Origin of the sequence: Aestuariivirga sp. (assembly GCF_965227715.1) — a bacterium.
GTDB lineage: Bacteria > Pseudomonadota > Alphaproteobacteria > Rhizobiales > Aestuariivirgaceae > Aestuariivirga.
In genome coordinates, this window is sequence record NZ_OZ245771.1 from 1,278,458 (window position 1) to 1,296,839 (window position 18,382).

Here is an 18,382-nt window from a genome sequence, read left to right on the forward strand (position 1 = left end):
GTAGCTTGGGGGCCGGCGGGGCGCGTTTTCGTCACAATCGCGCTCTAAGCGGCTCCCACTTCCGAGGTCTGACTGAAGCGTGCCAAAACTCCCAAACCGTCAATCGCTCTCCGGTAAGCTGTGGCGGGCCGATGGCACCGTCAGCACGGCCGTGTTCGAGACATGGGATTTCCTCAAGCGCCGCCATTCCGCCTATGTGAGCTTTCTGGAGCGGTTCCGCATCCGGGGCGTCAAGCGGGTCTTCATCGATCTCCTGGATGATGGCGTCACCTTCGGGGTGATGCTGTGCTTCCTGCTGCTCGCCTATGCGCTCCCACCTTTTTCCGGCACGGGGGACGTGTGGAACCGCGGCCGCGAATATGCGGTGACCTTCACCGATGGTGATGGCGAGATCATCGGCCGCCGCGGCATCCGCCAGGATGATGCCATTCCGCTCTCCGATATTCCGCCGCACATGATCAAGGCGGTGCTCGCCACGGAAGATGCGCGCTTCTTCCAGCATTTCGGCGTGGACGTGATCGGCACGCTGCGCGCCATCATTCAGAATGCGCGCGCCAATGATGTGGTGCAGGGCGGATCCTCCCTCACCCAGCAGGTGGCAAAGAACCTGTTCCTCTCGCCCGAACGCACCATCCGCCGCAAGGTGCATGAGGCCTTCCTCTCGCTGTGGATCGAGGCGCGGCTGTCCAAACAGGAAATCCTCAAGCTCTATCTGGACCGCTCTTACTTAGGCGGCGGCGCCTATGGCATCGAGGCCGCCTCGCAATTCTACTTTGGTAAGTCCGTGCGGGACATCACGCTCCCCGAAGCGGCGATGCTGGCGGGGCTGTTCAAGGCCCCCACCAAATATGCGCCGCATCAGAATCTCGAGCTTGCCAGAGCCCGCGCCAACACAGTGCTTTACCGCATGCTGGATGCGGGCTTCATCACCCAGGGCGAATTGCTGCAGGCACGGCGCGAGCCCGCAACGCCCATCCACCAGAACATCGCGGACAGCCCCAACTGGTTCCTCGACCAGGCCTACCGGGACACCATGGCGCTCATCGACGAGAAGGGCCTCTCCGCGGATTATGTGCTCGAGGTGAAGACGACGATCAACCTGCCGCTGCAAACGCAGGCCCAGGCCATCGTCAATGAGGATGTGGCAGCCAACCGCGAGCAATATCACGTCACGCAAGGTGCCGCCGTGGTGATGTCGCTTGATGGCGCGGTGCGGGCGATCGTGGGCGGCACGGATTATGAAACCAGCCAGTTCAACCGCGCCACCGATGCGCTCCGCCAGTCAGGCTCATCCTTCAAGCCCTTCGTTTACATGGCGGCGCTCCTCAAGGGCTATAAGCCTGATGACACGATCGTCGATGGGCCCGTCGCCGTGGGCAACTGGGCGCCGCGCAACTACACCGGCAAATATGCCGGGCGGACGACGCTGACCAACGCCATCGCGCATTCCTATAATTCCGTGCCGGTGAAGCTGATGATTGACATCGGCCGCACCGCCATCATCAACACGGCGCATCTGGCAGGCATCAAGGGGGAGCTTGAAACCTGGGCGCCGATGGTGCTGGGCACCAGTGCGCTGTCCTTGATCGATCTCACCACGGGTTACATTGCCTTCGCCTCTGGCGGCTTTGCAACCAAGCCCTATACGGTTCTGGAAATCCGCCGGTCCAATGGCGATGTGCTCTATGCGCGCGAGCAGGACCCCTCCGTGGCGCCGAAGCGCGTCTTCCCGGAGGAGACCGTGGCGGAGCTCAACACCATGCTGAACGCGGTGATGCGCCAGGGCACCGGCAAGCGCGCTGACCTGGCCTTCGAGCCCACCGCCGGCAAGACCGGCACCAACCAGGGCTACCGCGATGCCTGGTTCATCGGCTTCACCGGCCACCACGTGGCGGGTGTCTGGCTCGGCAATGATGATTTCACGCCGATGAAGGAAGTGACGGGCGGCCTGCTGCCCGCCCCCATCTGGAAGCGCATCATGATGGAGGCCGAGCGTGGGCTGCAGCCCGTGGGCTTTGCCGGCGTGCCCTATGACGAGTCCTATGCACTGGCCGCCGCACAGGCGCCGGCAGCAACGGCCGCCCCCATCAGCGACGAAACCGACCAGGCCCAGGGCGCCGATACCGAACCGCAGCAGGCAGATGCCGGCACAGGCGATGTGAATGGCGTGCTGAACGGCATGTTCAACCTGTTCGAGGCAACGCCGCCCGCGCGGCCTGCCGCCGCCGCCGCCGCCAAGGCGCGCAGCACGGCAAAGCAGGAGGCGCTCGTGCTGCCCAAGGCCAATGTGGTGCAGCCAGACCAGCGCCCGCGGAAAAAGTCGCGTTTCCTGGACCAGCTCTTCGGCCAGCCCGCGGAGGACGAGCCGCCGCCCGAGGAGAAGCATAAGAAAAAGAAGAAAAAGACACTCTTCGACAGTATCTTCTGAACCATGCGGCGATTCATCTGGGCTACATCCTATATCGCAGGCGGAATTGCCGCAGGCTGCTTCAGCGCTTTCGTGATGATTCAGCAGGCGGGTGTCAAACCCGTGGCCGCGGGAACGCCGTGGCTCAGCCGCGCGGCCGCGATGGCGGAGTCGAACGCCTATTACGTGCGCTCGCATTATCTGCTCGAGGGCCGCCTGCCCCCCGCGCCCGGCCAGCTTTCGGAGGCGACGGCGGACACGGACAGCGAGGGCCACCCCCTGACCGGCAACTGCAGCTACAAGATCACCTCCACCGCTCCGCTGCCACGCTGGTGGAGCATTGCCATCATCGCGGGCTCGTCAGCCAATGCGGAGCTCCAGGCCACGGCGGACAGTGACACGATCGTGCGCGATGCCGATGGCGTGGTGCGGATCACCGCGGCGCAGGACCCGGCACCCGGAAACTGGCTGAAGACGCCGGACCGCCGGAGTTTCACCATGCTTTATTCCTCACTGGCATCGGGCCCCAAGCCCGGGCTTCCGCCCTTCACCATCACCCAAGCGGGGTGCCTGTGAAACAGCATCTGTTCTGGGCCGCGGTGGCGCTGGCGGCGGCGGTTGCAGCCCATGCGGCCTTTGCGCTGTTCGTGCCGGGCTGGTGGTTCTCGCGGGAGGTCTCCAGGCTTTCCCACGCGCATGGCAAGAACAGCTTCTTCATTCTGACGCCTGAAGAACAGGCGCAGCTCTTTCCCGGCCTGCCGCGCTTTGGCGTCACCGGCGTCTGCGTTTTCGATGTGGCCAAGGGGGACGTCACCTTCGCGGCGGACCTGCCGGATGGCTTCTGGGTCACCACGATTTATACCGACAAGGCGGAGGCGATCTATTCGGTGAACAACCGGCAGTCGGGCGCCAACAGCTTCACCGTCAGCCTGTCCCGAGCGCCGGGTCTGATCGAGCAACTGCTGAAGGCCACCGACAAGGAAGCCGCCGATGAGATCGACTCAGGCTGGACCGTCACCTCGCCCGAGCCCAAAGGGCTGGCCGTGGTCTGGTATCCGACGCCCGAAACCGGCCTCCGCGCCATCGCAGCAGAAGCCGTCTCCCGCTCCCGCTGCACGGCAGGCCCCGCGGGTGAGAGCTGAGAGTTGTTGCGTAGAAGGTTGACTCAATAAAAGTCCACGTCGCCGCCGCGTGAGGTGGAGCCGGTGCGGGTGGCGGGAAGGCGTTCGCTCAAGTCATACATGCGCTCGATGCGGACACCGGTGAACATCACCACCTGCGCCGGACCTGCGGAAACAGCAGCGTCTTTCCGCACCCGCTCTTGCGGGAAGGCGATGATGGCGCATGTGGTCTGGGCTCGCATCACACTGGCTTTCCGGGTTCTGATCCGTTTTCCCGACAGTGTTACAGCTATGGTTAACAAGATGTTAAGGAGCTTGCGCCAGGCCTGCGGTGCCGTGGCGGTCTTCCACTTCGACAATCCAGATATCGGGGTCGAAGCGGATTCGCCGCTCAATCAGGGCCGTGGCATCAACCGGAGACTGGGGCGGGCTCGCTTCGATGATCCAGCGCCGCTCGCCCTGCTCGTCATGGGAGGCGCCGGGGGAGGGCCCAAAGAGATGGCAGGTGCCATCGAGGTGATTGACGAGGATGTAAACCGCGCCCGCCTCTTCCGCACCCTTGCGCAGCACGGCGCCGAACATGCCATCGACCATGCAGCGCCTGAGAAAGGCGCTGACCCAGAAACCGGATTTGAGGCGCACGGGCTTACTGCGTGGCCAGGTCTGACTGGCCGCTCATCTTGGACAGTTCGGCCAGGAGCTGGTCGCTCACCTCGCCCGTCTGGGCCAGGTTGCGGTCACGCTGGAAGGAGATGATGGCGGCGCGCGTCTGCGCGGTGAGTTCGCCGTTGATCTCGCCCGGATTATAGGCGAGCTCGGCCAACCCCGTCTGCACGCGGCGGATTGCGGCACGGGTTTCGGCATCGGGTGCAGCCTGGATCGTGCCGGTGAACAGCGAGGCTTCGGAGACTTCGCGGGTGAAGCGGATGTGCTCGGCCAGGGCGGAACTGGGCTTGCCATCGGCCTCGAGGCCCACGGCCTGCTGGTAAGCGGCAATGGCCTGGCGGGTCTTGCGGCCGTTCACGCCGTCCACCGGGCCCTTGTAATAGCCGGCCGAGAGCAGTTCGCGCTGCACGGATTCGACCAGCGGATCAAATTTGAGCTGAATGGTGCGCGCGCCGGATTGCAGCACGTCGTCATCGATGACGGTGCCGCCATCGTTTGAAGCCAGCGCACCGGGAAGCGACGCGCGCCCGCGCGCCGGCTGGCCGAACAGCGCATTCCCCGCGATTGCGGCACACATGATGGCCGCGAGGCTCCATGCGGCGAGGGGCACGATCCTGCCCTTTGGGCCGTCCTTCACAACCTTCTCACGCATCCGCCGACCCGAATTCACTTTCTTTCCGGGACTCACCACGAGATGTTCCCCGCCCTTGCCAAACTTGCACCCATTGCGGTTAACGCAGCCTTTCCAGCCTGACCCGAAACCCGAAGGCTTCCCCATGTGGCGGCGGTCTTAACACAAAATAATCCTAAGCTCTTCAAAGCCAGTCAACGCTCTGCTGCTAATTCACTGGTGACGTTGGGGAATTGAATTCAAGGGTATGCGTCTTTTCCGGACATTGATTGTGCTTGGGGCGGCGGGCCTGTTCCTGCCCTCCCCGCCGGAGGATCCTTCGGCCACGGGGGAAGACACTGCAGGTCCCTCCACCTTCGAAGTGATCTCGTCTGCAGGATCTGCGGCGTCCGATGCCTGGTCCTTCTGCAGCCGCCAGCCGGAGGTGTGCGGCGTTGCGGCCTATTTGGGCGGCAAGCTCGAGGCCAAGGCGCTCTATTCCGCAAGCCTTCTGTGGGGTTGGACGTTTGAAGACACGCCAGAACCGCCTGCTGCTCACGTGCAAGGGCCTTTTGCCGCCCTCACCGTTTCGGGCCCGGTGCCGGATCCGCCTGGGGGTCCGCCCCAGGGCCAGTCCACATTGCAACTCGATGACCTCATCGCGCCATGGCGGCGGCCCCTCGAGTGACAAGATGGTTGAGATTGGGGCTTTCGGGGCCTATCTCACACGCGGCGCCAGGCCAAACATGAAAGCTCCAACGTGACAGCCATCGACGATCTCCTCGCCGACTTCGAAATCCTCGACGACTGGGAGGATCGCTACCGCCATGTGATCGAACTCGGCCGTGACCTGCCCGCATTGCCGGACACAGACCATGCGCCAGGGAACAAGGTGAAAGGCTGCGCCAGCCAGGTGTGGATCACCTCTGCGGTTGATGACGCGTCCGGAGAGCCGGTGCTGACCTTTCAGGGGGACAGTGACGCCCTGATCGTCAAGGGCCTGATCGCCATCGCCTTCATGATCTATTCGGGCAAGACCGCACAGCAGATCCTGAGCACCGACGCAGGTGAGGTTCTGGGCAGGCTCGGCTTGTCCGGCCATCTCACCCAGCAGCGGTCCAACGGCTTCGCCTCGATGATCCAGCGCATCAAGTCCGATGCGCAGACGGCGCTTCACGCTGAGCCCCCGCGGTTTGAAAGCCCATAGTGCCGGGCGAGCGCCGTGAGCGCCAGGCCAAGCACGGCGCGGCCGCTGCGCTGCGGCAGGTTGAGCAGGCGCTCCGCCTGTTCCATTCCGGCGGAGAGGCAGCATACCTGGGTGAGGATGGAGCCCAGTTCGGGCCCGACTGCTTCCAGCGCCTTCATGTAGCGTTCCCGCGCCGCCAGTGCGGCGTCACTCATCTCGGCTGCGGTGTTGCCGCCGGCGGTGGCCATGCCCCAATTGGTGGTGATGCGCCGTTGCAGCATGGAGCGTTCGAAATCGTTGCGCAGCCGCTCGCCCGCGAGGAACTGCACCTCGCTGATCATCGCTGCGCCGTCTTTTCCACGCCTGGCGCGCAGCCAGGCGAGCGGGCTTTCGCCCTCATTGATGGTAAGTTTCGCCTGCGGCCCTGCATCGGGCCTGGGCGGGCGATGTTCTGACAGGGAGGCGAACTTCCCGGGTATGTCACGCATGAATACTCTCCTAACCGCCCCTGAAGCTAGGTGAGAACAAAACAGGAATCAATACCTGAATATGGTTAACAGACTTAAGAGCAGTTGCAGAAGATTGCAGTGCGCGATTGGCAGTCGGCTGCCTGGAGCCTCGCGCTTTCAAACGCATCCATGCTGCGGTCCACTCCCCACAAGGTGAGGGAAACGAAATCCGATTCCAAATGCCCCCCCGATGCTCTAACCCGCGCTCGCCTGGCGCTGTTCGTCCTCAAGGCCCGAGAGGAAATAGTCGAGGCCGAGGATCATGCAGACGGAACCTTCGGGGCCAGCCAGGGGCAGGCGCATCCAGTACTGTACGAGATGTTCCTTGTTCACCCGGGGGCCACGCACGATGCCCTGGGTGGGCTTTCCATCCGCCGCCGTGTGGCGGTAGGCCGTCATCCAGTATTCGCGCTTGGGGCCCAAGTCGAGATCCTCGATCTTGAGGCCGGTGATTTCCCGGTCGAAGACGTCACGCAGGCGGGTTCCCGCCAGGCGCACCTTGGAGTGTTCCAGCTGGCCGCCCACGTCGATCAGGCTCACGAAGGGCAGGAGGCGCGGGATGTCTGCGGGGTTGATGTCGGCGCGTGTCGGCATCACCCTGCCCTCGCCGCGCGCGAGCCAGTAATCATATAGCTGACGTTGCTCCGGCACCACGAGCTGTGCCCTGAACGCTATGTTGACGGACCCCATAGCCAACGCCGCCCTTTTCCCGAATCAATGCCCCAACCGATGAGTTGTTTATGAATCCTGAACGGCTGATCCGCAAGAGTCAGCACTGTCAAAAATTATTTGTTCGACTTAGCGGCTGCGCTTCTGGCCAAGCCCCATGTTCTTGGCGAGCTTGGAACGCGAGTTGGCATAGTTTGGCGCAACCATGGGATAATCCGGGGGAAGGCCCCATTTCTCACGGTATTGATCGGGCGTCAGGCTGAAATGCGTGCGCAGATGGCGCTTCAGGGACTTGAACTTCTTTCCGTCCTCGAGGCAGATCAAATAGTCCGGCGTTATCGATTTCTTGATAGAGACGGCGGGCTTGGGCTCAGGAGGATCGCTGGGGACGGCCGGTGTGGCCGCCTGCTCAAGCGCGCGGTGCACTTCCTTGATAAGCTTCGGCAGTTCGGCCTGCTCCACGGTGTTGCGGCCGACGTAGGCTGCCACGATCTGGCTTGCCAGTTCGATCAGCGGTGTTTTCATGTCCATGGGTGCGGGGGCCTTCCTCAACGCAACTGCGGCCCATTGTTTAAGGGAGAGCACCTGCTTCAACAAGCGATTCAGGCAGGCGGCGCGTAAGGACCTTCCTTGCGCGTGGACCAGTTCCAATAAATCAGCAGCACACGGGCCTTGTTGTAGGAGAGCGCGTCGAACACCGCCTTCAACTCACTGCCAGCACGCGTTGGGTTCACCAGGCCGGTTGAAGCGCGGACCATGTCCAGAACGCTTTCGAAGCGGCGGCGGCTGAGGCCCAGCGCCTTGAACAGGGCCACGATCGCTTCCCCCTCCTCATCTGCCAGGATGCGGCGCACGGTGCTTTCAGAAATTCCGGCGAGCCGGGCCAGGGCCGGTGCCGCAAGATCGAGCCTGCCCTTGAACAGCGGGTCGAGCGCCTCATCGATCTCTTCCGTTGACGGCATGCTGTCTTCGGCCTCAGGCGCGGGGTTTGCCCCCACGGTGGCGGACGTTGCGATGGTCAGGATGCGATTGAGCGAGCTTGAATCGGACATGGAGCGGGTGAGGATGACGCGGCGGAGTTCGGGCGGCAGGCACCAGAACAGATCAAGCCCCACCGCAAGCGGAAGGTCTGCCCGGGTTGCGAGCGGTGGCTGCAGGGAGGTGTGATGAACCGCGAGGGTGGCAAGCCTTCGAAAAGCGTCGAAGGAAATCTGTGCCTCATTGTTCCGCAAGAGTGCAATCAGTGTCAGCAGTTCAGCCGAGGCCACCAGATGATCGGACACGGCAGAAGACACGCCGCGCCGGCGGGCCAGCAGGATGAGCCACTCAGGACCCGCAAGGGATGTTGCCGCGATCATGTCATCATCGCGCAGATTGGGGCAACGCTCGAGAATGACGCCGGCAATTTCTGGCCGGGCATCCTGAAGCAGGCGTGAGACCAGAAGTGCCGGGGGCTGCGCCATGCCGGACACCCGCTCTGCCAGGGTCGCAAGCTGCTTGTCCCGCAGATGAGGCAGAAGCAGCAGCAGCGTGTCTCCGGCAAGGGCCTTCTCGTTCAGCGGCAGGTCCACCGCGCCCCAAATGGTCTCGAGCAGAAGATTGGCAGCCTCTTCCTGCGGGGTGAGAACGGGCTGGCCCCGCTTTGTTGCAGCCTGTGGCGTCTCCGCAGGCTCCTTCGGCCGCTCAGCCTTCCGGAGCCTCACCGGCTCCCGGGGTTTTTCGCTCTCGCGCGAGGTTTCCAGCTTCCGGGCCGTCTCTCTCTCCTGGGCGATTTCCTGGTCCCGGGAGATCTCGAGTGCCCGGGCTCTCTCCCGCTCTTGGGCGATCTGCTGTTCGAGGGCCTTTTCCCGCTCACGCGCCCTTTCCAGCTCGCGGGATAGTTCCAGTTCGCGGGCCAGGTCCCGCTCACGGTCTCTTTCACGCTCGCGCTCGCTCTCAATCTCTTGGGCGATTTCCGGTTCGCGGGAAATCTCGAGCTCACGGGATATTTCCAGCTCACGGGATACTTCCAGCTCACGGGAGATTTCCAGCGCTGCGCCGGAACTTGCGGAGTCTTCAATCGGGCTGAGTTCTGTGGCCTCGGCCACAACAGGGGGCTCTGCGGGTTGCGCCACCTCTGTAATGTCTGGCAGTTCGATTACTAATTGGGGGGCTCGAATGTCCGCAAGCTGGGGCGGGGCCGGCGGGGGTGCCTCAGGCTCGGCCGGGGGCAGGCCCTTGAGGCGAAGGGCGAGCAGACGGAACGCATCCGCTGTGCCGCGGGCAGACGAGGGCGGGGGATTCTCGGGCGACAGCTTCCCTTCACCGGAACTCGTGGTACTGCCTAGGCACATGGCTGAACGGAATACATCCTGTTGCAAGTCATCCAGAGATCACGGAACTCTGACGTTTTGATTAAAACTTTAGGTTTCAGATTGAAATTTCGAATGTAGCGCGCTGCTGATATTAATCAATCCCTTCACGTCCCCGTCAGCGGGGGCCGCCGCCGCTTCACTTTTGACGCCCGATGCCCCACATTATGGCGCAGAAAGAGAGTTCCACGATGACCAAGATCGAGAAGTCCGACGCCGAATGGCGCCAAAGCCTGTCCCCCGAGGCCTACCGCGTGCTGCGCGAACACGGAACCGAGCGGGCCGGAACGAGCCCGCTGGACCGCGAAAAGCGCCAGGGCGTGTTCACCTGCGCGGGCTGCGGCAAGGAGCTGTTCGCATCCGATGCAAAATTCGATTCCGGCACCGGCTGGCCCAGCTTCTTCACCCCCATCAGCGAAGATGCAGTGGGCACCACGGAAGACCGCTCCTGGTTCATGCGCCGCACGGAAGTCCACTGCGCAGACTGCAACGGCCATCTGGGCCATGTCTTCCCCGATGGGCCCAAACCCACGGGGCTGCGCTACTGCATGAACGGGGCCGCCATGGCCTTCAAGCCGGACGAAAAGGCCTAACATGACCGCATCATCAGTGAAGCCCCCGCGGGTGGAAAAGCGCCCGCGGGTCGAGACCTGGCATGGCCATGAGAAGCGCGACGACTATCATTGGCTGAAGGCTGCGAACTGGCAGGAGGTGATGCATGACCCTGCCCAGCTGCCGCAGGACATCCGCGCGGTGCTCGATGGCGAGAACGCCTATTTCGAAGCGGTCATGGCCGATACCAAGGCCTTGCAGGAAAAGCTGTTCCTGGAGCTCAAGGGCCGCATCAAGGAGGATGACTCCTCCGTTCCCGCGCCGGACGGGCCTTACGACTATTATTCCTCCTATGTGAAGGGCGGCCAGCACCCGCGCTATTGCCGGAAACCCCGCGGGCTCGAAGGCCCCGAGCAGATGCTGCTCGACGGCAATGCGCTGGCCAAGGACCGCGATTACTTCCAGTTCGGCGGCATCGACCTGACGCCGGACCAGCGCCTTCTCGCCTGGTCCTTCGATGGCAATGGCTCCGAGTTCTATGAGCTTCGCGTGCGCGAAGCCGGAACGGAGAAGGACCTCGCCGACATTCTCGAGAACACCGCGGGCGAAGCCACATGGGCCGCTGACGGCAAGAGCTTCTTCTATACGCTCCAGGACGAGAACCACCGGCCGCTCAAGACCTATCACCACCGCCTCGGCACCGCACAGTCCGATGACCGGCTCGTCTATGAGGAAAAGGACACGGGCAAATTCACCGGCGTGGCCAAGACCAATTCTGAGAAGTGGATCGTGATCGACATTCACGATCACGACACGTCCGAACTCTGGCTCATCGATGCGGCAAAGCCTGACGAGGCGCCGCGCCTGGTGGCGGCGCGCGAGGCCGGCATCGAATATGACATCGAACACCGGGGAGAGCAGTTCTTTATCCGCACCAATGAAGGCGGTGCCGAGGACTACAAGCTCGTCACCGCCCCGGTGAACGATCCGCGCAAGGAGAACTGGATCGACCTCGTTCCGCACCGGCCCGGCATCTTCATCGTGTCATATATCGTGCTGCAGGACTGGCTCATCCGCATGGAGCGGGAGAATGCCCTGCCGCGCATTGTGGTGCGCAGCCTTCTCACGGGCGAAGAGCATGCGATTGCCTTTGACGAAGAGGCCTATTCGCTGGGCTTTGGCGAAATGCGCGAATTCGAGACGGATACGCTGCGCTTCACCTATTCGTCGCCGACGACGCCGGCGCAGGTCTATGATTACGACATGCGGAGCCGCACCCGCATCCTGCGCAAGCAGCAGGAGGTGCCGAGCGGGCATCACCCTTCGCATTACGTGACCAGGCGGCTGTTCGCGCCCGCGCATGATGGCGAGACGATCCCCATCACGCTGCTCTATGCGCGGGATGCCAAGCTCGATGGCTCGGAACCGCTCTGGCTTTATGGCTATGGCTCCTACGGCATTTCGATGCCCGCGGGGTTCAACACCAATATCCTGTCACTGGTGGACCGTGGATTCATCTATGCCATCGCGCATATTCGCGGCGGCCAGGAGAAGGGCCGGCGCTGGTACACACATGGCAAGATGGAGCACAAGCAGAACAGCTTCCGTGATTTCATGTCCTGCGCGGAATTCCTGGTCAGCGAAGCCTACACCACCAAGGGCAATATCGTGGCCCAGGGCGGCAGTGCGGGCGGCATGCTGATGGGGGCCATCGCCAACATGGCGCCCGAACTGTTCCGCGGCGTTGTGGCGGAGGTGCCCTTCGTCGATGTTCTCTCCACCATGCTAGATGACACGCTGCCGCTGACGCCGCCCGAATGGCCCGAATGGGGAAACCCCATCGAGAGCAAGCAGGCCTATGAAAACATCATGGCCTATTCGCCCTATGACCGGGTGGAGGCGAAGGCCTATCCGAACATCCTGGCCGTAGCGGGCCTCACGGACCCACGCGTCACCTATTGGGAGCCAGCGAAATGGGTGGCAAAGCTCCGTGAACTGAAGACTGACGATAACCTCCTCCTGCTCAAGACCAATATGGGTGCGGGCCATGGCGGTGCCTCGGGCCGCTTCGACCGGCTGAAGGAAGTGGCCTTCGTCTATGCCTTCGGGCTGAAGGTGACGGGGCGGGCCGATGCTGGTTGAGGCGGCGAAGTCCACTCTCCTCCTCGTCGACATGCAGGAGCGGCTGCTGCCTGCGATGACAGGTGGCGCCGAGGTGGCAGAGCGCTGCGCCCTTCTCCTGAAGGCGGCACAGGCGCTGGATCTGCCCGTCACAGTCTCCGAGCAATATCCCAAGGGGCTGGGCCACAGCATTGCGGCCCTCAAGGACGAGTTCGGCGCTGCCCCGGTGTTCGAGAAGCTCGCCTTTTCCTGCTGGCGGGACAAGGCGATCAAGGACCATCTGATCGCCCATCACGAGGGTGGCCGGCCCCTGGTGATCCTGGCCGGCATCGAATCGCATGTTTGCGTGCTGCAGACGGCAGTGGACCTCGCCGCTGCCGGATTTGGCGTCTTCGCGGTGGCAGATGCCATGGCATCGCGCGCGCCGTCTTCCCACGCCCTGGCGCTGGACCGGATGCGGCAGAACGGCGTGGCAGTCGTCAACACAGAGATGGTGGTGTTCGAGCTTCTGGGGAAGGCCGGCACTTCGGCGTTCAAGTCCCTCTCGGCGCTTGTGCGGTGAGCGCAGGGAACCCTGTCATTTCGCCGAATTGACAATTGCGCCGGGCGTTGCTCTCTAGGCTCAAATCCAAGGAGTGTTTCATGGCCGCTGCCGAATTCAACTGGGAAGACCCGCTGGACCTCGAATCCCAGCTCACCGAAGAAGAGCGGATGATCCGCGATGCCGCGCGCGCCTTCGCCCAGGACAAGCTGCAGCCGCGGGTGAAATCCGCCTTCCGCGAGGAACGCTTCGACCGCGAGATCATGAATGAAATGGGGGAAATGGGTTTCCTCGGCGTCATGACCTCGGCCGACTATGGCGGCTCCGGCCTCGGCTACGTGGCTTATGGCCTGGTGGCGCGCGAGGTGGAGCGGGTCGATTCCGGCTACCGCTCCGCCATGAGCGTTCAGAACTCACTGGTGATGCATCCGATCGAGGCCTATGGCTCGGAAGAGCAGAAGAAGAAATATCTGCCCAAGCTCGCCACCGGCGAATGGGTGGGCTGCTTCGGCCTGACGGAGCCTGACGCGGGCTCGGACCCTGGCGGCATGAAGACCCGCGCCAGGAAGGTTGACGGCGGCTATGTGCTGAACGGCGCCAAGATGTGGATTTCGAATTCCCCCATTGCCGATGTGGCAGTGGTCTGGGGTAAGACCGAGGATGGCGTGATCCGCGGATTCATCGTCGAGCGCGGCATGAAGGGATTCTCGACCCCCGTGATCGAGGGCAAGATTTCGCTGCGCGCGTCAATCACCGGCGAGATCGTTCTTGAGAATGTGGAGGTGCCCGACAGCGCCTTGCTGCCCAATGCCAAGGGCCTGGGCGGCCCCTTCGGCTGCCTCAACAAGGCGCGCTATGGCATTGCCTGGGGTGTGATGGGTGCGGCGGAAGATTGCTGGCACCGCGCCCGGCAATACACGCTGGACCGCAAGCAGTTCGGCAAGCCGCTGGCCGCCAACCAGCTGGTGCAGAAGAAGCTTGCGGACATGCAGACGGAAATCGCACTGGGCCTTCAGGGCTGCCTGGCCTTGGGCCGCGGGCTGGAGCGCGGTACCATTGCGCCCCCTGCCATTTCGCTGATGAAGCGCAACAATTGCGGCAAGGCGCTGGATATCGCCCGCATGGCGCGGGACATGCACGGCGGCAACGGCATCTCGGAAGAATATCACGTGATCCGCCACATGGTGAACCTCGAGACGGTGAACACCTATGAAGGCACGCATGACGTTCATGCGCTGATTTTGGGCCGCGCCCAGACCGGCCTTCAGGCCTTCCAGTGAGCACCATCCTCATCACCATCGCCGATCCTGCCCATCAGCCGGTGAAGGCGATGGTGGAGGAACTCGACCAGTATCTGCTGCCGCTCTACCCCGCGGAGAGCAATCACCTGCTCGACATCGAAACGCTGCGCCAGCCAGAGATGCGGTTTTTCGCGGCGTTCCGCGGCGAGGACGTGATCGCAATCGGCGGCTGCTGGCTGCATGACGGCTATGCAGAGGTGAAGCGCATCTATGTCACACCCGCGGCACGCGGCCTGGGCCTTGCCAAGCAGATCATGCAGCGGATCGAGGAGGAGGCGATCATCAGTGGGCGGATGATCGCGCGGCTGGAGACCGGCATTCACCAGCCGGAGTCGCTGGGGCTTTACCGGCGGCTCGGCTTTGTGGAGTGCGGCGCCTTCGGAGATTATCCGGCGGATGACCCCAACAGCGTGTTCATGGAGAAGCGGCTGGGGCCTTAGCCTCCGTCATTATGCCTTGGGCTGGAAGATCACATAGATCTTGCGCAAATAGCCTTCGGACTTCCAGCTGTTGGGCGTGCCCAGCGGCACAAAGAAGGTGTCGCCGGCCTTGAAGTGCTGGGCGTTGCCCTGATCGTCTTTGAAGCTGACGGCGCCTTCCAGCAGATGCATCAGCTCATGGCGGGGGAAGTCGATCAGCTTGCGGTGATAGCCCGTCGTGTCCCACACGCCGATGTTCAGCTGGCCGGTCGCATCCGCGAAATACTGATGCGTGTGCTGCGTGGGCACCTCCGACAGGAGCATGTCTCGCGCCGGTGGCGTTGAGGGTGCGAGTGCCACGGCAGGATCGATCTTGATCGTGTGCAGCGGGCCTTCATTGGCGAGGCCTGAGGCATCCTCGAAGATCACGAAGAATTTCCGCACATGGCCGGGTTGCGTCCAGCGGCAATGCAGGCCCTTGGGGATGATGAAGCTTTCGCCCGCCTTGATGGAAGTGCTGCGGTCCTTCTCCACAATCACCACTTCGCCTTCGAGAACGGTCATGAATTCATTGACCGGATAGTCGATCCAGCGGCTTTCGTTCGCGCCCTGTTCCCAAACACCTGCGGTGAGGCCCTTTTCCTTGTCCTCGAACAGGGTCAGGCCATTGTGCTTCGATGTGCCCGAAATGATCTCGCCTTCCGGGAAATCCTCCCATGGTGCAAGCGTTGCGTGCGCGTCGAATGTGATGATGTGTGGTTTTGGCATGTCGTTCCTCCGGTGGCGATCCTAGCGGGGTTCCTTGCACGTTCAAGCGGCACGGACTAGATAAGGCCCTCAACACGGAGGAACGAACGATGGCCCTTGAACTGCCGCCCCTGCCCTACGCCTATGATGCGCTTGGCCCCTATATGTCCAAGGAGACGCTGGAGTACCATCACGACAAGCACCACCAGGCTTACGTGACCAATGGCAACGCCGCGCTGAAGGACAGCCCGCTCGCGGACAAGTCCATCGAAGAAATCTGCAAGGTTGCTTTTGCTGAGAAGATCGCTCCCCTGGTCAACAATGTGGGGCAGCACTACAACCACCTGCATTTCTGGAACTGGATGAAGCCCAATGGCGGCGGCAAGAAGATTCCCGCCCGTCTGCAGGCCGCGATCGACTCCGATCTCGGCGGCTATGACAAGATGCGCACCGACTTCGTGCAGGCGGGTGTCACCCAGTTCGGCTCCGGCTGGGCCTGGATCGCCAAGAAGGACGGGAAGCTCGTCATCACCAAGACGCCCAATGGCGAGAACCCGCTGATGCATGGCGCCTCGCCCATCCTCGGCTGCGACGTGTGGGAGCACAGCTATTACATCGACTATCGCAACCTGCGCCCGAAATACCTCGAAGCCTTCGTCGACAATCTCATCAACTGGGATTACGTCGACGAGATGTTCTCCAAGGCCTGATGGCCTGCTAGACTGAACGCATTGTGCGGCCGGGCCTCGCCCGGCCGTTTTCGATTGGAAAGGGCCTCAATCTTGCTTCCTGTTTTCGATGGTCACAATGACGTGCTGCTCCGGCTGTGGAGCAAGAAGGCGGGAGATCCCGTTTCCGATTTCATCAATGGCGATGGGCAGGGGCACCTCGATCTGCCGCGCATGATCAAGGGCGGCTTTGCCGGAGGCTTCTTCGCCATTTTCGCGCCGAGCCCGCAGGATGAGGAATTCAACGACGACGAGGAGATGAACCCGCCGCCGGCAAACCAGGTGGGGCAGATTGCGGCACTTTCCGCCACAGTTGGCATGGCGTCCCTCCTGTTCCGCATCGAGGAACACTCCGAAGGCCGCTTCAAGGTGTGCCGGAACGCGGGCGAAATCCGCGCGGCCACGGCCGCCGGCAAGGTGGCCGCGATCTTCCACATCGAAGGTGCAGAGGCAATCGACAAGGATCTGAAGTCCCTCGATGTGCTGCACAAGGCGGGGCTGCGCTCGATCGGGCTCGTGTGGAGCCGGGACAATGCGTTCGGCTCCGGCGTGCCGTTCCGCTTTCCGGGCTCCCCCGATACTGGCGCTGGCCTCACCGAGGCCGGAAAGGCACTCGTGCGGCGCTGCAATGAGCTGAAGATCATGCTCGACGTCTCGCACCTCAATGAGAAGGGCTTCTGGGACGTGGCGCGGCACTCGACCGCGCCCATCGTCGCCACCCATTCCAACGCCCATGCGCTGTGCGCCTCCACCCGCAATCTGACGGATGACCAGATCCGCATCATCGGGCACAGCAAGGGCATGATCGGCCTCAATTTCGCGAATGGCTTTCTGCGGGCGGATGGCCGCTGGGGCAGCGAAAGCGGGCTCGACACCATGCTCCGCCACCTCGACCATCTGATGAAGATCGCAGGTGAAGACCATGTGGGGTTGGGCTCGGACTTCGACGGCGCACGAATCCCCGCGCAGATCGGCGATGTGACGGGGCTGCCCCGGCTGGTCGAAGCCATGAGCGCCCATGGCTATGGCGAGGCGCTGGCCAAGAAGCTGTGCTCGGACAACTGGATGCGAGTCCTGGAAGAAACCTGGGGCGAATAGGATTGCAGAGAGTTATTAGCAGTGCTAATAATTTTTCATGAAGCTTTCCGAGTGGCTCGTTAATAGCGGCACATCGCAATCCGAACTGGCCCGGCAGCTGGGGATCACCCAGGGCCGGGTCTCGCAGCTTGCCGCCGGCGCCCAGCCGTCGCTGGAGCTGGCGAACAAGATCGCGGCCGCCACGGGCAACAAGGTGCGGCCTGCCGATTTTGGAGATCCCCCGATGAAAGAACACACGCTCGACACCGTTGAAGAGGCCATCAAGGCGATTGCCGAAGGTCAGATGGTTGTGGTGGTCGATGACGACGACCGTGAGAACGAAGGCGACCTGATCGGCGCTGCCGCCAAGATCACGCCCGAGCAGATGGCCTTCATGGTGCGCCACACCTCCGGCATCGTGTGCACGCCGATCACCGCGGAAGAGGCCAAGCGCCTGAAGCTTGACCCCATGGTGGCGCTGAACGATGCGCCGATGGGCACGGCCTTCACCGTGACGATCGACTACAAGGAAGGCCTCACCACCGGCATTTCGGCCAAGGAGCGCGCGGCCACCTGCCATGCGCTCGCCAACCGCAATGTGGTGGCAGATGATTTCGTGCGCCCTGGCCACATCTTTCCGCTGGTCGCCAAGTCCGGCGGCGTGCTGATGCGCTCTGGCCACACGGAAGCGGCGGTCGATCTCGTGAAGCTCGCGGGGCTCCACCCGGCCGGTGTCATCTGCGAGCTCGTCAATGACGATGGCTCGGTGAAGCGCGGGCCGCAGGTTCTCGCCTTCGCGCGCGAGCACGGCTTCAAGATCATTTCCGTGGCGGATCTCATCGCCTATCGCCAGCGCCGCGAGCGGCTGGTGGAACAGACCGCGCAGTTCGATGTGGAAACGGCCATCGGCAAGGCGCGGGGCTTCTCCTTCGTCACCCCCTTCGACCAGGTGGAGCAGCTGGCTCTCGTATTCGGCGATGTGAGCTCGGGCAAGGCCGTGCCGGTGCGCCTCCACCGCGAGAATGTGCTGGAGGACGTGTTCGGCACGCGGCCCACCCTCACCAAGGTGTTCGATGTGTTCAAGCGCGAGGGCTCCGGCATTCTCGTCTATCTGCAGGAAGGTGCGGCGGGCGTTCCCGCGGGCCAGCTTGCAGGTGCGGAGAAGACCGGCAGCGCCGCCCAGCGCCAGCAGAGCTGGCGGGACGTGGGGCTGGGCGCGCAGATCCTACGGGACCTCAATGTGAGTTCGATCCGGCTGATCTCGTCCTCGAACCGGCACTACGTCGGCCTCTCCGGCTTCGGGATCGAGATTGCGGAGACGATCAAGCTCGATTGAGGCCCCGAGGATTGCATTGTGGGCGCTTCGCGGGTTGTTCT

The 18,382-nt window shown here is 62.9% G+C and carries 21 protein-coding genes; 13 read left to right on the forward strand and 8 right to left on the reverse strand.

Annotated elements, in window-relative coordinates; translation table 11 throughout:
* The first annotated feature begins 79 nt into the window (after positions 1–79).
* From ACO06F_RS06150 to ACO06F_RS06160, 3 genes are read left to right on the forward strand one after another with little or no spacing between them, the layout of a single operon-like run.
* Positions 80–2,428, forward strand: a complete 2,349-nt coding sequence (locus ACO06F_RS06150; RefSeq protein ID WP_421695809.1) for a transglycosylase domain-containing protein — start codon at positions 80–82, stop codon at positions 2,426–2,428.
* 3 nt (positions 2,429–2,431) lie between these two features.
* Positions 2,432–2,983 carry a DUF1214 domain-containing protein gene (locus ACO06F_RS06155; RefSeq protein WP_421695810.1) on the forward strand — a complete coding sequence of 184 codons (552 nt, stop codon included), beginning with the start codon at positions 2,432–2,434 and terminating at the stop codon, positions 2,981–2,983.
* On the forward strand, positions 2,980–3,549 hold the full coding sequence (locus tag ACO06F_RS06160) for a hypothetical protein (RefSeq protein WP_421695811.1): 570 nt from the start codon (positions 2,980–2,982) through the stop codon (positions 3,547–3,549). The genes ACO06F_RS06155 and ACO06F_RS06160 overlap by 4 nt, the downstream gene beginning before the upstream one ends.
* 23 nt (positions 3,550–3,572) lie before the next feature.
* Here ACO06F_RS06160 and ACO06F_RS06165 read toward each other — a convergent pair whose 3' ends face one another.
* The 3 genes from ACO06F_RS06165 to ACO06F_RS06175 all read right to left on the reverse strand — a co-directional run bounded on the left by ACO06F_RS06165 (position 3,573) and on the right by ACO06F_RS06175 (position 4,846).
* Positions 3,573–3,770 carry a hypothetical protein gene (locus ACO06F_RS06165; protein WP_421695812.1) on the reverse strand — a complete coding sequence of 66 codons (198 nt, stop codon included), beginning with the start codon at positions 3,768–3,770 and terminating at the stop codon, positions 3,573–3,575.
* Between the two features lie 64 nt (positions 3,771–3,834).
* Positions 3,835–4,170, reverse strand: coding sequence for a DUF1491 family protein (locus tag ACO06F_RS06170; RefSeq protein WP_421695813.1), 336 nt, complete (start codon positions 4,168–4,170; stop codon positions 3,835–3,837).
* Between the two features lie 4 nt (positions 4,171–4,174).
* Complete coding sequence (locus tag ACO06F_RS06175; RefSeq protein WP_421695814.1) at positions 4,175–4,846, reverse strand: peptidoglycan-binding protein; 672 nt, start codon at positions 4,844–4,846, stop codon at positions 4,175–4,177.
* A 226-nt stretch (positions 4,847–5,072) separates the two neighbouring features.
* Here ACO06F_RS06175 and ACO06F_RS06180 point away from each other — a divergent pair, with 226 nt between their 5' ends.
* The gene (locus tag ACO06F_RS06180) at positions 5,073–5,492 is read left to right on the forward strand and encodes a hypothetical protein (RefSeq protein ID WP_421695815.1); all 420 of its coding nucleotides are present in this window, start codon (positions 5,073–5,075) and stop codon (positions 5,490–5,492) included.
* 72 nt (positions 5,493–5,564) lie between these two features.
* The gene (locus ACO06F_RS06185) at positions 5,565–6,011 is read left to right on the forward strand and encodes a SufE family protein (protein WP_421695816.1); all 447 of its coding nucleotides are present in this window, start codon (positions 5,565–5,567) and stop codon (positions 6,009–6,011) included.
* Here ACO06F_RS06185 and ACO06F_RS06190 read toward each other — a convergent pair.
* The 4 genes from ACO06F_RS06190 to ACO06F_RS06205 form a co-directional block, all read right to left on the reverse strand.
* Positions 5,978–6,478, reverse strand: a complete 501-nt coding sequence (locus ACO06F_RS06190) for a DUF6456 domain-containing protein (RefSeq protein WP_421695817.1) — start codon at positions 6,476–6,478, stop codon at positions 5,978–5,980. The genes ACO06F_RS06185 and ACO06F_RS06190 overlap by 34 nt on opposite strands.
* A gap of 216 nt (positions 6,479–6,694) precedes the next feature.
* On the reverse strand, positions 6,695–7,189 hold the full coding sequence (locus ACO06F_RS06195; protein ID WP_421696632.1) for a PAS domain-containing protein: 495 nt from the start codon (positions 7,187–7,189) through the stop codon (positions 6,695–6,697).
* Positions 7,190–7,297: 108 nt separating this feature from the next.
* On the reverse strand, positions 7,298–7,699 hold the full coding sequence (locus ACO06F_RS06200; RefSeq protein WP_421695818.1) for a MucR family transcriptional regulator: 402 nt from the start codon (positions 7,697–7,699) through the stop codon (positions 7,298–7,300).
* A gap of 71 nt (positions 7,700–7,770) precedes the next feature.
* Positions 7,771–9,255, reverse strand: a complete 1,485-nt coding sequence (locus ACO06F_RS06205) for a DUF2336 domain-containing protein (protein ID WP_421695819.1) — start codon at positions 9,253–9,255, stop codon at positions 7,771–7,773.
* Positions 9,256–9,686: 431 nt separating this feature from the next.
* On the opposite strand from ACO06F_RS06205, the gene msrB reads away from it, so the two are divergent.
* From msrB to ACO06F_RS06230, 5 genes are all read left to right on the forward strand, one after another.
* Entirely contained in the window at positions 9,687–10,112 is a 426-nt protein-coding gene (msrB, locus tag ACO06F_RS06210; protein WP_421695820.1) for a peptide-methionine (R)-S-oxide reductase MsrB, read from the forward strand.
* 1 nt (position 10,113) lies between these two features.
* Complete coding sequence (locus ACO06F_RS06215; protein WP_421695821.1) at positions 10,114–12,213, forward strand: S9 family peptidase; 2,100 nt, start codon at positions 10,114–10,116, stop codon at positions 12,211–12,213.
* A complete protein-coding gene (locus ACO06F_RS06220; RefSeq protein WP_421695822.1) occupies positions 12,203–12,754 on the forward strand; it encodes an isochorismatase family protein in 552 nt (183 codons plus the stop codon). The genes ACO06F_RS06215 and ACO06F_RS06220 overlap by 11 nt, the downstream gene beginning before the upstream one ends.
* Before the next feature lie 80 nt (positions 12,755–12,834).
* A complete protein-coding gene (locus ACO06F_RS06225; protein ID WP_421695823.1) occupies positions 12,835–14,013 on the forward strand; it encodes an acyl-CoA dehydrogenase in 1,179 nt (392 codons plus the stop codon).
* The gene (locus tag ACO06F_RS06230; protein WP_421695824.1) at positions 14,010–14,474 is read left to right on the forward strand and encodes a GNAT family N-acetyltransferase; all 465 of its coding nucleotides are present in this window, start codon (positions 14,010–14,012) and stop codon (positions 14,472–14,474) included. Before ACO06F_RS06225 ends, ACO06F_RS06230 begins: the two co-directional genes overlap by 4 nt.
* A 9-nt stretch (positions 14,475–14,483) precedes the next feature.
* Here the strand turns inward: ACO06F_RS06230 and ACO06F_RS06235 are convergent, their stop codons facing one another.
* Positions 14,484–15,221, reverse strand: coding sequence for a cupin domain-containing protein (locus tag ACO06F_RS06235; RefSeq protein WP_421695825.1), 738 nt, complete (start codon positions 15,219–15,221; stop codon positions 14,484–14,486).
* A gap of 89 nt (positions 15,222–15,310) precedes the next feature.
* Here ACO06F_RS06235 and ACO06F_RS06240 point away from each other — a divergent pair, with 89 nt between their 5' ends.
* From ACO06F_RS06240 to ribB, 3 genes are all read left to right on the forward strand, one after another.
* The gene (locus tag ACO06F_RS06240) at positions 15,311–15,910 is read left to right on the forward strand and encodes a superoxide dismutase (protein WP_421695826.1); all 600 of its coding nucleotides are present in this window, start codon (positions 15,311–15,313) and stop codon (positions 15,908–15,910) included.
* 72 nt (positions 15,911–15,982) lie between these two features.
* On the forward strand, positions 15,983–17,026 hold the full coding sequence (locus tag ACO06F_RS06245) for a dipeptidase (RefSeq protein ID WP_421695827.1): 1,044 nt from the start codon (positions 15,983–15,985) through the stop codon (positions 17,024–17,026).
* Between the two features lie 37 nt (positions 17,027–17,063).
* Entirely contained in the window at positions 17,064–18,341 is a 1,278-nt protein-coding gene (gene ribB / locus ACO06F_RS06250; protein ID WP_421695828.1) for a 3,4-dihydroxy-2-butanone-4-phosphate synthase, read from the forward strand.
* Positions 18,342–18,382 lie beyond the last annotated feature (41 nt).